The sequence below is a fragment of the bacterium genome, from assembly GCA_030654305.1.
GTDB lineage: Bacteria > Krumholzibacteriota > Krumholzibacteriia > LZORAL124-64-63 > LZORAL124-64-63 > PNOJ01.
On record JAURXS010000273.1, the window covers coordinates 1 to 14,237 of the forward strand.

General features: G+C 70.4%; 13 protein-coding genes. 10 read left to right on the top strand and 3 right to left on the bottom strand.

The features are described 5' to 3' along the window. Positions 1-156: 156 nt before the first annotated feature. Together Q7W29_07810 and Q7W29_07815 are read left to right on the top strand one after the other, a co-directional pair. Complete coding sequence (locus Q7W29_07810) at positions 157-1,764, top strand: hypothetical protein (GenBank protein MDO9171720.1); 1,608 nt, start codon at positions 157-159, stop codon at positions 1,762-1,764. A 17-nt stretch (positions 1,765-1,781) separates the two neighbouring features. Further along, entirely contained in the window at positions 1,782-2,495 is a 714-nt protein-coding gene (locus Q7W29_07815) for a CpsD/CapB family tyrosine-protein kinase (GenBank protein ID MDO9171721.1), read from the top strand. Between the two features lie 79 nt (positions 2,496-2,574). On the opposite strand, the gene Q7W29_07820 is transcribed toward Q7W29_07815, so the two are convergent. Continuing rightward, positions 2,575-4,137, bottom strand: a complete 1,563-nt coding sequence (locus tag Q7W29_07820) for an MFS transporter (GenBank protein MDO9171722.1) — start codon at positions 4,135-4,137, stop codon at positions 2,575-2,577. A gap of 229 nt (positions 4,138-4,366) precedes the next feature. Between Q7W29_07820 and Q7W29_07825 the strand changes: the two genes are divergently transcribed. Next, complete coding sequence (locus tag Q7W29_07825; GenBank protein MDO9171723.1) at positions 4,367-5,032, top strand: hypothetical protein; 666 nt, start codon at positions 4,367-4,369, stop codon at positions 5,030-5,032. 68 nt (positions 5,033-5,100) lie between these two features. On the opposite strand, the gene ftcD is transcribed toward Q7W29_07825, so the two are convergent. Then, positions 5,101-6,819 (bottom strand): glutamate formimidoyltransferase, encoded by a 1,719-nt coding sequence (ftcD, locus tag Q7W29_07830; protein MDO9171724.1) that lies wholly within the window; start codon positions 6,817-6,819, stop codon positions 5,101-5,103. 260 nt (positions 6,820-7,079) lie between these two features. Here ftcD and Q7W29_07835 point away from each other — a divergent pair, with 260 nt between their 5' ends. Next, positions 7,080-7,691 (top strand): NYN domain-containing protein, encoded by a 612-nt coding sequence (locus tag Q7W29_07835; protein MDO9171725.1) that lies wholly within the window; start codon positions 7,080-7,082, stop codon positions 7,689-7,691. Here Q7W29_07835 and Q7W29_07840 read toward each other — a convergent pair. Further along, positions 7,688-8,590, bottom strand: a complete 903-nt coding sequence (locus Q7W29_07840) for an aminotransferase class IV (GenBank protein ID MDO9171726.1) — start codon at positions 8,588-8,590, stop codon at positions 7,688-7,690. The two genes, Q7W29_07835 and Q7W29_07840, sit on opposite strands and share 4 nt — an antisense overlap. Before the next feature lie 232 nt (positions 8,591-8,822). On the opposite strand from Q7W29_07840, the gene Q7W29_07845 reads away from it, so the two are divergent. The 6 genes from Q7W29_07845 to Q7W29_07870 form a co-directional block, all read left to right on the top strand. Next, positions 8,823-9,194: an NADH-quinone oxidoreductase subunit A gene (locus Q7W29_07845; GenBank protein MDO9171727.1), complete on the top strand. Its 372-nt coding sequence runs from the start codon at positions 8,823-8,825 to the stop codon at positions 9,192-9,194. Beyond that, positions 9,185-9,691: an NADH-quinone oxidoreductase subunit NuoB gene (gene nuoB / locus Q7W29_07850; GenBank protein ID MDO9171728.1), complete on the top strand. Its 507-nt coding sequence runs from the start codon at positions 9,185-9,187 to the stop codon at positions 9,689-9,691. Before Q7W29_07845 ends, nuoB begins: the two co-directional genes overlap by 10 nt. A 41-nt stretch (positions 9,692-9,732) precedes the next feature. Then, on the top strand, positions 9,733-11,457 hold the full coding sequence (locus Q7W29_07855) for an NADH-quinone oxidoreductase subunit D (GenBank protein MDO9171729.1): 1,725 nt from the start codon (positions 9,733-9,735) through the stop codon (positions 11,455-11,457). 16 nt (positions 11,458-11,473) lie between these two features. Next, on the top strand, positions 11,474-12,016 hold the full coding sequence (locus tag Q7W29_07860) for an NAD(P)H-dependent oxidoreductase subunit E (GenBank protein ID MDO9171730.1): 543 nt from the start codon (positions 11,474-11,476) through the stop codon (positions 12,014-12,016). 1 nt (position 12,017) lies between these two features. Continuing rightward, the gene (nuoF, locus tag Q7W29_07865; protein ID MDO9171731.1) at positions 12,018-13,322 is read left to right on the top strand and encodes an NADH-quinone oxidoreductase subunit NuoF; all 1,305 of its coding nucleotides are present in this window, start codon (positions 12,018-12,020) and stop codon (positions 13,320-13,322) included. 4 nt (positions 13,323-13,326) lie between these two features. After that, positions 13,327-14,237: 2Fe-2S iron-sulfur cluster-binding protein (locus Q7W29_07870; protein ID MDO9171732.1), on the top strand; the 911-nt coding region annotated here is incomplete at its 3' end.

The window sequence follows — 14,237 nt, forward strand, 5'->3', positions numbered from 1 at the left end:
CCGGCCCGCCGGCGTTGAAGCGGCTCTGCGGCGTGGCCAGGATGCGCCGTTGAACGGATCGGTGTCTTGGGCTACGTTGTCCTGGATTCCGCCGGTCGCCGGCCGGCCCCAGATCGACGAGACCGACGACGACGACCCTGACGATGAGGGAGCGACGTGGCGACGGACCCCTACCTGGACGACGAGCAGCAAGGCGGCGGCTTCAACCCCGCGGACCTGCTGCGCACCTTCCTGCGGCGCAAGTGGCTGTTCATCGTGCCGTTCGGGCTCTGCCTGGGCATGGCCTTCGTGGCGATCCGCACCATGGAGCCGGTCTACTACGCGGGCGGCCAGATCAAGGTGCTCGCCGAGCAGACGACCTCGCGCACCCTCAGCGAGGGGATGCCCCGGTACACCCGCTCCAAGGAAGCCGACGCCGAGACGATGGTCCTGATCCGTTCGATCATCACGAGCCCGCGCTTCCTGGAGCGGCTGGTGCGCGATCTGGACCTGACCTCCTCGGACCTGCTGACCGAACAGGACCGCCTCGACATCCAGGCCGCCGGCCGCGAGCCGGCCGAGGCCCTGGTCAGCAGCCTCAACCGCTGGATCCGCATCGACAACGACGACACGCACATCTTCCGCATCGGCGTGCGCCATTCCAACCCGGACCACGCCTACAAGATCGCCCAGGAGATCCTCACCAGGTTCGTCCAGGAGGAGCAGGAGGGTCGCCAGTCGCGTTCGACGACCACGCGCGACTTCCTCACCGAGCAGCGGGAGAACTACGAGAACAACCTGGCGGAGGCCCAGCGCCGCCTGACCAACTACCAGCGCTCCATGCTGACGAACTCGCTGGCGGGCAACCCCGTCAACGAGCAGAACCTGGCCCAGGCCGAGATCGCCCGCACCCGCCTCGAGCGGCAGGCGCGCGACAACCGCCAGCAGACGCTGCCCCAGCGTCAGTCCGAGTCGCGGGCCGTGCTGCCGGCGTCGGACCAGCTGGCGGCCCAGGTGCGGGCCGAGCCCGAGTTCGCGGGCTTCGTGCGCGAGATGATCGCCCTGGAGATCGCGGCCGAGGAGGCCCAGCTGACCGGCGCCCGCACCGCCGTCGAGCAGCAGAATTTCGTGGGTACCAAGCGGCTCGAGTTGGACACGAAGCTGCGCGCCCGCGTGCGCACCGAGTACCCCAGCCTCGCGGCCGCCGGGCAGGGCCAGGTCTCCCAATACATCTTCTGGCTGCTGTACGCGGACGTCCACGACGCCGTCGCCCGCGCCGTCGCGGGTTACGTCCAGGACTACCGCAACTTCATGACCCGCCAGCCGGAGCAGGCCGCCACCCTGGCCGGGCTCCAGCGCGACGTCGAGGCCGCCCAGGAGCTGCTGCGCACCATCGGGCAGGACATCAACCGCGAGAACATCAGCCTCGCGGCCAGCATGTCGGAGATCGGCTACCGGATCGAGGTGTACCGCACGCCGCGCCGGCCGAACACGCCGATCGAACCCGACAAGAACAAGCTCAGCCTGATGGGCTTCGCGCTGGCCCTGGCCCTCGGGTTCGGCCTGGTGGTCGTGGCCGAGATGATGGACCGCTCCTTCAAGTCCGTGCGGCAGATCGAGCGCACGCTGGGGCTGAAGGTCATCGGCACCCTGCCGGTGGTGACCGAGGGCGCGCCGTTCGCAACGGTCCGCCGCCGGCGGGTCCTGCTGTGGGCCCTGATCGTGGTCTCGATCCTGGCCCTGGCGGCGGTCGGATTCCTGTGGCTCTACCCGCGGCTGGCCTAGGCGCGCGAAGGGACGGCATGGCGATCAAAACCAAGATACCGAAGCGGCGGCCGGGGTACGACAACGAGTCGCCCCTGGCCATCGAGCTGCGCCGGGTGATGATCCGCCTGAACCGGGAGCTGGATCTCGAGCGCAAGCGCTGCATCATGGTCACCAGCTCCGAGCGCGGGGAGGGCAAGAGCCTGTTCGCCCTGCACTTCTCGCAGGTGCTGGCCCACCACATGCAGAAGCGGATCCTGCTGGTCGACGGCGACATGCGACGGCCCGTGCAGCACACGGTCTTCAACGTGGCCCTGCACCCCGGTCTCGCGGAGTACCTGCGGGGCGACGAGGCCCCGATCGCGCCGCGCAAGACCCACCTCGCGAACCTGGACTTCCTGCCGGCCGGGCGCGCGGGCGACAACCCCAGCCTGCTGCTGCAGGAGGGCCGCGTGCGCCGCGTCTTCGAGGCGCTGAAGCAGGACTACGACGTGGTGGTGCTGGACTGCCCGCCGGTCGTCCCGGTCAGCGACCCCCTGCAGTTCGTGGACGTCTGCGACGGCGCCATCTACCTGGTGATGGCCGGCCGCACGCCGCGCGACCTGTGCGAGCGCGGCGTGGGCATCCTGCGCAGCGTCGGCACGAACATCATCGGCGTGGTCGCCAACAACCTCGGCGAGGTGCTGCCCTACTACTTCGACCACAAGTACTACGGGTACGGCGAGCGTCGGGAGGGGACGCGGGCGGACTGAGCGACCGGCGCGGCCGCGACATCGAGAAGGGCGCCTCCCGGACGGGGGGCGCCCTTCGTCGCGTCGGGCTTCGCGGCCGCTAGACGGCCTTGGCCTTGAAATCCTTGCCGGCCCAGCCCTTGGCGGCCACCAGCAGGACCGTCGAGACCATGGCGATCAGCGCGTAGTAGAGCCACATGGTCTGGGGTTCGCGGGGCCCCTCGGCGGGGCAGTACTTCTGGATCATGGCGCCGGAGTACAGCGGCACCAGCATCTTGGTCAGGAACCAGGGGAACTGGGCCACGCCCATGTAGGCGCCGGTGCGGCCCTCCGGGGCGATCTCCGCCGCGTACTGCAGGAAGCGCGGCTGCCACATCGCCTCGCCCATCGTCGTGATGAACAGGAACGAGAGCACCAGCCACATGTTGGTCCCGAGGGCCAGCAGGAAGGCGGGCGCCGCCATCACGAAGGTGCCGAGCATCATCATGTTGTAGATCTTCTTCTTCTGGGTCAGCGCGGTGACGATGGGCACCGCGATGAAGATCAGGATCGGGTTGAGGTTGGAGAACAGCTCGAAGCGCTCGCTGACCACGCCCGTGAAGGCGCGCGCGAAGTACTGGGGCAGCACCAGCCAGTTGTAAGTGAACAGGGTCTGCACCGGGATCAGGGCGAAGATGAAGAAGAAGAACTTCGCGTCCGACAGGGGGTGGTTGGCCAGCCAGCGGTAGGCGGGCAGGCCCCAGCGGCGGTAAAGCACCAGCACCGCGGTGGTGGCCGCCATCAGGCCCCACACCGCGGTCCGCGCGGTCGCGGGCAGGAAGTAGATGCTGGCGGCGATCGCCACCAGGGTCGCCCACAGGTGGATCGGCACGCGGCGGTCGGGATCGAAGGCCTCCAGGGCCTTGGCCGCCGTCTGTTCGGCGGTGTCGACGGCGCGCCCGGAGTCCAGCCGTTCCTGCTCGTTCTCCCGCTCGATGCGCGCGATGGCGGCCAGCTCGACCTTGCGCGTCAGGATGAACAGCGTCGCCAGCAGCGCCAGCACCGTCAGCGACGTGTAGAACCAGTAGGCGCCGGTGATGCCGACGGAGTGGCGCACGCCGCTCATGAACGAGGGGAACCAGCCGCCCAGGTTCATCAGCGCGTAGAGCATGGCGTAGCCCATGGCGGCGGTCTTGGGGCTGGTGAACTTGCGCACGCCGGCGTAGGCCGCGGGCATGTACATGCCGTAGCCGACGACCACCAGCAGGATGCCGCCCATGGTCATCAGGTGCAGGGGGGACCAGAGGCCCGTGTCGGGGAACACCGACGGCGCGGCGCTCATCACGATGCGCCCGGCCAGCAGGAAGACGAAGGCCGTCAGCAGCGTGCGGCGGATGCCCTTGCGGTCGGCGATCGAGCCCAGGAAGAACATCGAGATCGTGATGCCCGCGGTCAGCACCATGACCATGTGGTGCGAGTGGATGTCGTTGTTCGGCACGCCCTCGAAGATGAAGTCCGAGAAGTGCATCGCCAGGTAGCCCAGCATGCCGAAGTAGACCCAGCCCTCGATGAAGTAGGCGAGGTTGATCCCCCAGAGCGCCCGCGGGGCGTGGGCGAGATCGACGAAGGGTTGCAGGATCTCCCGCAGCGGGCTCTGCTGGGTGGTCGGGGGGGGAGCTGACATGGGTCGGGCCAGCCTTTCCGTTGGAGGGGAGCGCTCGTCGCCGGGCCGGGCGACAGGGAATTGTGGCCGCCGCGAGGCGAGGCGGTGAAACTCTGGTCAGATTAGGGAGTTGCGGGGCGGATTGCAACGGGAAAGGGCGGGCGCGGAGCTCCATCGCTTTCGTGATCCCTGGGATCGTGATAGGATCGTTGTCGGTCGCTTGTCGTGTTCGACGAGCCTGGAGGTGCGCATGAGCTGCAGGTTAGGGTCCGGAGTCACCGTTGTCGTTCTGCTCGGTTCCCTGTTCCTGCCGGCGGCTGCCACGGCCGAGAACTACAACGCCGGCACGGTGGGCTTCCAGTACCGGCAGTTGCCTTGGGGGGAGTACGCCGGGGAATTCCAAGCCTCCGGCCGCTGCCTGTCCGTGTCGCCCATGCCGAGCGAGACCGAGCAGGTCGTGGGCGGCCAGTACGTGACGGTCGCAGACACGACCACCGCCTTCTGGTATGCAGCCGCCCTGGAAGCCGACCAGACCGTGGACCTGGCCCTGTTGTGGGTGCGTCGGGCGGGGTACATCATCCCGCAGGGGGATTATCCCGTCGATGCCCTGGGCCGAACCGTCATGTTCGTCTTCGTGGACGGGATCACCGACTTCACGCCGCCGGTCGACCCTGTCGGATTCGACCCCGCGGTGTGGCTCGACGGCTTGACCTGCGAACATCTGTTCCTGGCGATCGCCGGTACGGTCCACATCCAGATGGCGGGGCTCAGGGGCTTCGACGGGACATTCGACGGCACCGCCCTGGACACGGGGCTGATGCTCGCGGAATTCAACGATGGGATGTTCGAGCTCGAAGGCGTCTGCATCGCCAACGAAGCCGCGAATTGGGGGAGCGTGAAAGCCGCTTTCCGCTGACCCGCACGCCGTCACGGCAAGGCCGGCCTCCTCCGGGAGGCCGGCCTTCTGCGTAGCCGTTCGCGAGATCAGCCCAGCGCCGCGGCCAGCCGCTCCCGTACCTCGCGCCGCACCGTCGCCGCCAAATCCTCACACCGCGCCAGCGCCTTCTCGGCCCGCGCCCGCGCGTCGTCGGCGAAGCCGGGCGCCGCGCCCTGGTCGAGCTCCTTCAGCGCGGCCAGGTTGATCAGGACGTTGTAGTACGCGCCCTCGGCGCCGGCCATGGCCGTCAGGGCGGCGACGCCCGCGTCGGACAGCGAGTTGGCGTTGCCGATCCGCGCGATCTCCCCGGCCAGTTCCAGCAGCTCGGGACAGGCCTCGAGCACCGACAGCGGGACCGTCGTGGCCCCGCGCGTGGCCTCGGCCACCGCGAGGCCGCGCTGCTGCTGCTCGGCGGGCGTCCTGCGGGGCAGGCCGAAGGCCGCCATGACCTTGTTGAAGGCCGCGGTGTCGTCGTCCATGGCCCGCAGCAGGCGGTCCTTGAGGTCCTGGCCGCGCTCGGCGATCCCGCAGCAGCGCGCCTGCGCCGCCTCGTAGCCCGCCTTGCCGACGGTGAGGTTGGCGACCATGGCCGACAGCGCCGCCGACTGCGCGGCCGCCAGCGCGGCGACCGAGCCGCCGCCGGGGGCGGGCGAGTCGGTGGACAGCTCGTCGAGGAAGGCGCGGTTGGTCATCGCGACCAGCGGCCCGTCGACCAGGCCGGCCCGGTACTCGATGATCTTGTCGTCGGCCTCGAAGCGGCCGAGGTCGCGCAGGCCGAGGCTCTGGATCGCCGTCTCGATGAGCTGGCGGCGGGGCAGGCCCGCCGACAGGCCGGCCCGTCGCTGGTAGTGGACGCCGGCGGCCAGCAGGTCGCCCTCGGGGATCAGCCCGACCAGCTCGCTGCCGGTCACGCGCACGCCGCGGTCCCGCGCTGCGGCGCGGCAGGCCTCGAAGGCTTCGTGGGGCTTGGTGACGGTGGTGTCCACGAGGTTGATCGAGACCTGGGCCCGGTCGTACTCGGGGATGACCCAGCCCACGGCCTTGCAGGCCGGCAGCCGGTACGGGCCCGGCACCAGCACGGTCTGCCCGGCAGCGTCCTTGACGATCTTGCCGGCGGCGTCGCGCTGCGCGCGGCCGGCCTCCTTGATGTCCAGCGCGATCTCCCCGGCCAGCTTCTTGCTGCGGGTGTTGAGGTTCACGTTGTAGGCCACCAGGAAGCCGCGGGCCGCGACGTTGGTCGCGCCGGTGCGGGCGGTGCGCTCGTCCCAGGCGTTGGGGCCGAAGTCGGGCGCCCAAGCCGCGGTGCCGAGCTTCTCGCGCAGCGCCTCGTACTCGCCCTTGCGCACGTCGGCGAGGTTGCGCCGCTCCGGGCGCGCGGCCGCGCTCTCGTAGAGGTAGACGGGGATCGACAGCTCGCGCCCGATCCGCTCGCCGACGCGGCGGGCGAGCTCGGCGCACTCCTGCATCGTCACGTCCCGCACCGGCACGAACGGGCAGACGTCGGTGGCGCCGTGGCGGGGGTGCGCGCCGTGGTGGCGCGACATGTCGATGAGCTCGGCGGCCCGTTTCACCACGCGGAAGGCGGCCTCGGCCACGCCGTCGGGCGTGCCGATGAAGGTGATCACGGTGCGGTTGGTTTCCGCGCCCGGGTCCACGTCCAGCAGCGAAACGCCGTCGACCTCCGCGACGACGGCCGTGACGGCGTCGATGACGGCCCGGTCGCGGCCCTCGCTGATGTTGGGGACGCATTCGACGAGCTTGCTCATGGGTGACCCTCCGGCTGCGGTGGCGCGGGAATAGCCATGCGGCCGGCGGCCGGCCACGGGGGAGAAGATAGCCCCCCGGCCGGGGGAATTCCAGCCGCGGGGGGGGCGTTTCGCCTTGGCGGGCAACGACCTCGACCGGAGCGGTTGCCGACGCCCGCGGGCGTGCCTATATTCGCGCCATCGCCGGGCCGTGGCGATGATCACGGGCCCGGAAGCAAGTATAATCGCCCGACTCCGACATCCGAACGAAAGGCCCGACGATGTATCGCCACGACCCCAGCGAGAGGATCGCCATCTTCATCGATGGCGAGAACATCCACTACAGCGCCAAGCACATGAACATGCGGCTCGACTACATCAAGATGTGCAAGGCGCTGGCCGGCGACCGACGACTGATCCGCGCGACCTTCTACACGGCCATCTCGAACCAGAGCGAGGGGAAGATCGATTTCATCAACTTCCTGAGGCTCAACGGGTTCCGCGTCGTGACCAAGGAGCTGCGCAGCTTCACCGAAGCCGAGACGCAGCAGCGCTTCTTCCGGGGCAATCTCGACCTGGACATCGCCATCGACATCTACGAGATGCTGCCGGGACTCGACACGGTCATCCTCTGCTCCGGCGACGGCGACTTCGTGCGCCTGGTCGAGAGCGTCTCGCGCCACGGCAAGCACGTGGAGGTCTGCGCGCTGCGGGAGATGACGAGCACCGACCTGATCGCCGTCTCGGACGAGTACATCGACCTCGGCACGATGCGCGACCACCTGGCCCTCGACGCGCCCCCGCCCGAGCGCCGCGAGGACGGCCCCCCGCAGAGCCAGATCCGCAACGACCTCGACAGCGCCCGCATCGACTACAACGCGATCGAGTACTAGGCCGGCGTCCCCGCCGCTCCGCCCGCGCCGCCGCCGAGGGAGTCCCGGACCCCTCGGCGGTAGGCTTCCTGCAGGCGGCGCGTGACCGGTCCGGGCGCGCCGTCGCCCACCGGGACGCCGTCGACCGCCGTCACCGGCACGATCTCTTTCACCGAACCGCACAGGAACACCTCGTCGGCGCCGGCGGCGTCGGCCGCCGTGACGTCGGTCTCGTCGCAGGGCAGGCCCAGCCGCGCCGCCGCGTCGAGCACCAGCGCGCGCGTGCGGCCGCCGAGCAGCCCCCGCGACAGCGGCGGGGTCGCGAGGCGGCCCCCGCGGACGACGAAGACGTTGCTGGTGGCGCCCTCGAGCAGCCGGTCCCGCTCGTCGCAGATCAGGGCCTCGGCGCAGCCGCGGCGGCCGGCCTCGCGCAGGGCCAGCACCGTCGGCAGGTAGTTCAGCGACTTGACGCCGGGGGAGTTGCCGCGGCGGAAGCCCTCGCGCAGCACGGCGACCGCCACGCCGTCGCGCTGCCAGGCGGCCAGGTGGGGGCCGAGCGGCTGGACCCAGGCCGACACGGTGGGGGCCAGCGAGTCGAGGCCGTCCAGGGGCAGCGGGTCGTCGGGCGAGCCGCCGCGGCTCACGGTCAGGCGGCAGCGGGCGTCGCGTCCGGACAGGCCGTTGCGCCGCACCAGTTCCGCGACGATCACGGCCATGGCCGCCGGGTCGGGCCGCCAGGCGAAGTCGAGCGCCGCGAGGTTGTCCGCCAGCCGGCCGAGGTGCCCGTCGAGGTCGAAGGGCCGGCCCGCGTAGAGGCGGACCGTCTCGAACACGCCGTCGCCGTAGAGGTAGCCGCCGTCGAACAGCCCGACGCGGGCCTCGCGGGCGTCGAGATACTTTCCGTTGAGAAATACGATCACCGGATCTACCTTCCCGGAACGAGCGTTGACGCTAGCCGCAGGCGTCCAGCCTAGGCTCCGGCGGGTCCGGATGCAAGGCCGGGCGGCCCGCGACCCGGTTGACAGGCCCGGATTCTGTGGTAGGTTGACGCACCGGCTGTGAAAATCTTGACAAGGATCGTGGGGATTCGGGCGACGCGCCCGGTCCCGCGGGTCGCCGGAACCGGTCCCGGCACGGCGAGGAGCTGCCGCGATGAGCGCACAAGCGATCCCCCTCCTGATGGTCGTGGGCACCGCCGCCCTGCTGTCCCTGCTGTTCCTGGGGCTGAGCGGCTGGCTGGGCCCCTACCGGCCGAACAGCCTGAAGTCCACGACCTACGAGTGCGGCGTCCCGGCCCGCAGCACGGTGCAGATCCGCTTCTTCGTGCGCTTCTTCCTGGTGGCCCTGCTGTTCCTGCTCTTCGACCTCGAGGCGGTGTTCCTGTACCCCTGGGCCATCCTGTTCCGCTCCATGGTCGCCGAGGGACGCGCGGCCTTCGCCCTGGGCGAGATGGGCGCCTTCGTGGCGGTGCTGGTCGTCGGCTTCGTCTACGTCTGGAAGAAAGGCGGGCTCGAATGGCAGTGACGCTCGACAGCCCCAGCAATTACCTGACGACGCGCCTGCGCCAGGCCGTGAACTGGGGGCGGCAGTACTCGCTGTGGCCGCTGCCCTTCGGCACCGCGTGCTGCGCCATCGAGTTCATGAGCACGGTCTCGTCGTACAACGACATCAGCCGCTTCGGCGCCGAGGCGGTGCGCTTCTCGCCGCGCCAGTCGGACCTGCTCATCGTCGCCGGCACGATCTCCTACAAGCAGGCGCCGATCCTCAAGACGATCTACGCCCAGATGTGCGAGCCCAAGTGGGTCATCGCCATGGGCGTCTGCGCGAGCAGCGGCGGCTTCTACAACAACTACTCCACGCTGCAGGGGATCGACCGCATCATCCCGGTCGACTTCTACGTCGCGGGCTGCCCGCCGACGCCGGAGAACCTGCTGGGCGCCCTGGTGAAGCTGCAGGACAAGGTCCGGCAGGAGGGGCTGGTCCCGGCCGCCCGCCGCCACGACGCCGCGACAGGCGCCTGAGCGCCGTCGCCGCTTCACCGCCACCGCACAGGACGGAGCGCATGAGCCAGAAGCTGGTAGAACGCCTGCGGGCGGAGTTCGGCGAGCGCATCCTGGAAACGGGCTCGCAGCACGGCGACGAGTCCGTGGTCGTCGGTCCCGAGGACCTGCCGGCCGTCGCCGCGCACCTCAAGGGCCGCGAGGCCTGCGAGCTGCTGCTGGACGTCGTCGGCGTCGACCGCAGCGAGCTGCCCGGCCACCGCGACGATCCCGACCGCTTCGAGGTCGTCTACAACCTGCGCTCCCTGTCGCGGAACCACCGCCTGCTGGTCAAGGTCCGCGCGCCGGAGGGGCGGGACGTGCCGTCGCTGGCCGGTCTGTACAGCTCGGCCGACTGGGCCGAGCGCGAGGTCTACGACCTGTACGGCGTGCGCTTCCGCGGGCACCCGGACCTGCGCCGCATCCTCTGCCACCACGAGTTCGAGGGGCACGCCCTGCGCAAGGACTACCCGATCGAGCGCGGCCAGTACCTCTCCGCGCCGGAGAAGCTCATCCAGGACCACGAGATCGAGCTCGCGGCGCACCGGGCCGACGCCTCCCGCGGCGCGGTCCTGCCCTCGGACCTCCTGACGGTGAACATCGGGCCGAGCCACCCCGCGACCCACGGCGCGCTGCGGGCCGAGGTGCTGCTCGACGGCGAGACCATCGTCGAGGCCCGCACCGAGATCGGCTACCTGCACCGCTGCTTCGAGAAGGAGGCCGAGGACCACACCTGGGCGCAGGTGATGCCCTACACCGACCGCCTCAACTACGTCTCGGCCATGCTGAACAACTGCGTCTACTGCGCCGCGGTGGAGAAGATGTTCGACGCCGAGATCCCGCCGCGGGCGCGGGTCGTGCGCGTGATCGTCAGCGAGCTGTCGCGGATCATCGACCACCTGGTCTGCGTCTGCGCCAACCTGGTGGACCTCGGCGCGCTGACCAACTACTGGTACTTCTACAACGTGCGCGAGGGCATCTACTACGACGTCATCGAGCCGCTGTGCGGGTCGCGCCTGACCACCAACTTCACGCGGATCGGCGGCCTGGGCTACGACGTGTTCGAGGGTTTCGAGGCGGCGATCGAGCGCAACCTGGTCAAGCTGGAGACGGCCATCGGCGAGGTGACGGGCCTGGTCGCCCGCAACCGCATCTTCCTGGACCGCACCGTGGGCATCGGGGCCATGACCGCCGAGCAGGCCCTCGACTGGGGCTTCACCGGCCCCTGCCTGCGAGCGACCGGCCTGGCCTACGACGTGCGCAAGCACGCGCCCTACGACGGGTACGAGACCTACGACTTCGACGTGCCGGTCGGCACCGCCGGCGACACCCGCGACCGCATCATGGTCCGCATCGAGGAGATGCGCCAGAGCGCGCGGATCATCCGCCAGGCCCTCGGCCGCGGCCTGCCCGCGGGCCCGATCCTGACCGACGACCCGCGCTTCGCGCTGCCCCCGAAGGAGAAGGTGTACGGCAGCATCGAGGGCGTCATGAACCAGTTCAAGCTGATCATGGAGGGCGCCCGCGTGCCGGCCGGCGAGGCCTACGGCTTCGGCGAGGGCGGCAACGGCGAACTGGGCTTCTACTGCGTGTCCGACGGCGGCGGCCGGCCCTACCGCGTCAAGGTGCGCCCGCCCTGCTTCCCGATCTTCTCGGCCTTCGGGGAGATGGTCAAGGGCCTGATGATCCCCGACGCCGTGGCGATCCTCGGCAGCATCAACATCATCGCCGGCGAGCTGGACAGGTGAGAAAGGAAGCGGTGACATGAGCGTTCCGGTCGAGGACGGGACCGGCTTCGGGCTCGGCGAGCAGGACGCCGCGCGCTTCGCGGGCATCCTCGCCCGCTACCCGACGCGGCGCAGCGCGCTGATGCCGACCCTGTGGCTGATCCAGGACCGCGACGGCCACATTTCGGACGCGGCCGTCGCCTGGACGGCGGCGCAGCTCGAGCTGTCGGAGGCCAAGGTCCGCGAGGTCGTCTCGTTCTACGCGATGTACCGCGACCGGCCGCAGGCCCGCCACGTCCTGCAGGTCTGCCACAACATCAGCTGCCACATCCTGGGCGCGCAGCCGCTGCTGGCCCGCCTCGAGGGGAAGCTGGGGGTCCGCCGGGGGGAGGCGACGCCCGACGGCGAGTTCGCCCTGGAGGGCGTCGAGTGCCTCGGCGCCTGCGGCATGGGACCCTGCCTGCAGCTGGGCAAGCACCTCTACGAGCACCTGACTCCCGAGAAGGCCGACGCCCTCGTCGACGGCCTGCGCCGGGGCGATCCTCCCCGGCCGGACACCGACCGGGACCTGGAGGCGTAGGATGAACCAGGACCAGTACCGGATCCTCTCGCGCCGCTTCGACCGCCGCGACGGCCACAAGTTGGAGGCGTACGAGGCCGACGGCGGCTACCGCGCCCTGAAGCGGGCGGTGGGCGAGCTGGGCGCCCCCGCCGTGCGCGAGGAGGTCAAGGCCTCCGGGCTGCGCGGCCGCGGCGGCGCCGGCTTCCCCGCGGGCGTGAAGTGGGGCTTCGTGCCGCAGGGCGCCGAGACGGTCTACTTCATGGTCAACGCCGACGAGTCCGAGCCCGGCACCTTCAAGGACCGCTACCTGCTGGACTACGACCCGCACGCGGTGATCGAGGGCTCGGCGATCTCGTCGTTCGCGGTCGGGGCGAAGCTCTGCGTGATCTACATCCGCGGCGAGTTCGGCTGGCTGGTCGACCGCGTGCAGAAGGCCGTGGACGAGGCCTACGCCGCCGGCTACCTCGGGCAGGGCGCCTTCGGCGGCGCCTACGAGCTCGAGATGATCGTGCACAAGGGCGCCGGCGCCTACATCTGCGGCGAGGAGACGGGCCTGATCAACTCGGTGACCGGGCAGAAGGGCCAGCCGAACATCAAGCCGCCGTTCCCGGCCGTCAGCGGTTTCCTGGGCCAGCCGACCATTGTCAACAACGTCGAGACCGTGGCCGCCGTGCCCTGGATCCTCGAGCACGGGGCGGCCGCCTACCGGAAGTTCGGGACCGAGAAGTCGCCCGGCACGAAGCTGTTCAGCGTCAGCGGCCCGGTCCGCCGGCCGGGGGTGCACGAGATCCCCCTGGGCCTGCCGTTCCGCGAGTTCTTCACGGACTGGCTGGGCGGCATGGCCGACGGCGAGGAGCTGAAGGCCGTGATCATGGGCGGCTCGTCGGTCCCGGTGCTGACGGCCGCGGAGGCCATGGAGACGGCCCTGGACTACGAGTCCCTGGCCGCGGCCGGCACCATGCTCGGCTCCGGCGGGATGATCGTCATCCCGGCGCGCTGCGACATGGTGGAGCTGATCCAGGTGCTCATGCACTTCTACTGGGACGAGTCGTGCGGCCAGTGCACGCCCTGCCGCGAGGGCACGGGCTGGCTGCACCGGATCGTGAAGCGCCTGCGCCGGGGCGAGGGCGCGCCGGAGGACCTCGCGCTGCTCGAGCGGGTCTGCGACGGCATGGCCGGCCTGACGATCTGCCCCCTGGCGGACGCCGCCGTGATGCCGATGCGCAGCTTCCTGCAGCGCTTCCGGCCCGAATTCGAGGCGCTGGCCGCGGGGCGCCGCACGATCGAACCCGACTCCCGCTGGGCGCGGGAGATCAGGAGCTGAGCCCATGGTCAAGGTGACGATCGACGGCACGGAGCTGGAGTTCGCCGCGGGCACGTCGCTCTTCGACGCCTGCCGCCAGGCGCGCGGGGAGGCGCTGCCCCACTTCTGCTACCACCCCGACCTGTCCGTGGCCGGCGTCTGCCGCCTCTGCCAGGTCGAGGTGGAGGGCATGCCCAAGCTGACCATCGCCTGCAACACGACGGTGCGCGAGGGCATGGTGGTGCACACCCGCAGCGAGAAGGTGCGGCGGGCGGCGCAGCAGATCCTGGAGATGCACCTCATCAACCACCCCGTCGACTGCCCGATCTGCGACCAGGCCGGCGAGTGCGGCCTGCAGGACCAGTACATGACCTACGGGCTCTACGAGTCCGAGGTGGGCAAGTCGGACAAGGTGCACAAGGCCAAGGTGCAGGTCATCGGGCCGCGCGTCGTGCTGGACAAGGAGCGCTGCGTGCTCTGCAGCCGCTGCGTGCGCTTCTGCGACGAGGTCACCCGCACCGGCGAGCTGGGCATCTTCAACCGCGGGGACCGCGCCGAGATCGGCGTCGCCCCCGGCCACCAGCTGGACAACGCCTACAGCCTGAACACGGTCGACATCTGCCCGGTCGGCGCGCTCACCAGCCTGGACTTCCGCTTCAAGAAGCGGGTCTGGCTGCTCAGGAGCACGCCCTCGATCTGCCACGGCTGCGCCACCGGCTGCAACGTGCGCGTCGACCACGAGGCCGGCACCGTCTACCGGCTGAAGCCGCGCCGCAACGCGGCGGTCAACGGCGCCTGGATGTGCGACGAGGGCCGCGACACCTACCGGGAACTCCACGTCGCGTCGCGTCTGAGCGAACCCCTGCTGCGGCGCGACGGCGAGCTGCGCGCCGCGACCTGGCCGGAAGCCTGGGCGGCGCTGGCCGGGGCCGTCGG

What these genes read in the sequence shown, in the direction of transcription:
- Q7W29_07815 (MDO9171721.1), top strand. Translation starts at nt 1,782, where the DNA reads ATGGCGATCAAAACCAAGATACCGAAGCGGCGGCCGGGGTACGACAAC.
- Q7W29_07820 (MDO9171722.1), bottom strand. Translation starts at nt 4,137, where the DNA reads ATGTCAGCTCCCCCCCCGACCACCCAGCAGAGCCCGCTGCGGGAGATC.
- Q7W29_07825 (MDO9171723.1), top strand. Translation starts at nt 4,367, where the DNA reads ATGAGCTGCAGGTTAGGGTCCGGAGTCACCGTTGTCGTTCTGCTCGGT.
- ftcD (MDO9171724.1), bottom strand. Translation starts at nt 6,819, where the DNA reads ATGAGCAAGCTCGTCGAATGCGTCCCCAACATCAGCGAGGGCCGCGAC.
- Q7W29_07835 (MDO9171725.1), top strand. Translation starts at nt 7,080, where the DNA reads ATGTATCGCCACGACCCCAGCGAGAGGATCGCCATCTTCATCGATGGC.
- Q7W29_07845 (MDO9171727.1), top strand. Translation starts at nt 8,823, where the DNA reads ATGAGCGCACAAGCGATCCCCCTCCTGATGGTCGTGGGCACCGCCGCC.
- nuoB (MDO9171728.1), top strand. Translation starts at nt 9,185, where the DNA reads ATGGCAGTGACGCTCGACAGCCCCAGCAATTACCTGACGACGCGCCTG.
- Q7W29_07855 (MDO9171729.1), top strand. Translation starts at nt 9,733, where the DNA reads ATGAGCCAGAAGCTGGTAGAACGCCTGCGGGCGGAGTTCGGCGAGCGC.
- Q7W29_07860 (MDO9171730.1), top strand. Translation starts at nt 11,474, where the DNA reads ATGAGCGTTCCGGTCGAGGACGGGACCGGCTTCGGGCTCGGCGAGCAG.
- nuoF (MDO9171731.1), top strand. Translation starts at nt 12,018, where the DNA reads ATGAACCAGGACCAGTACCGGATCCTCTCGCGCCGCTTCGACCGCCGC.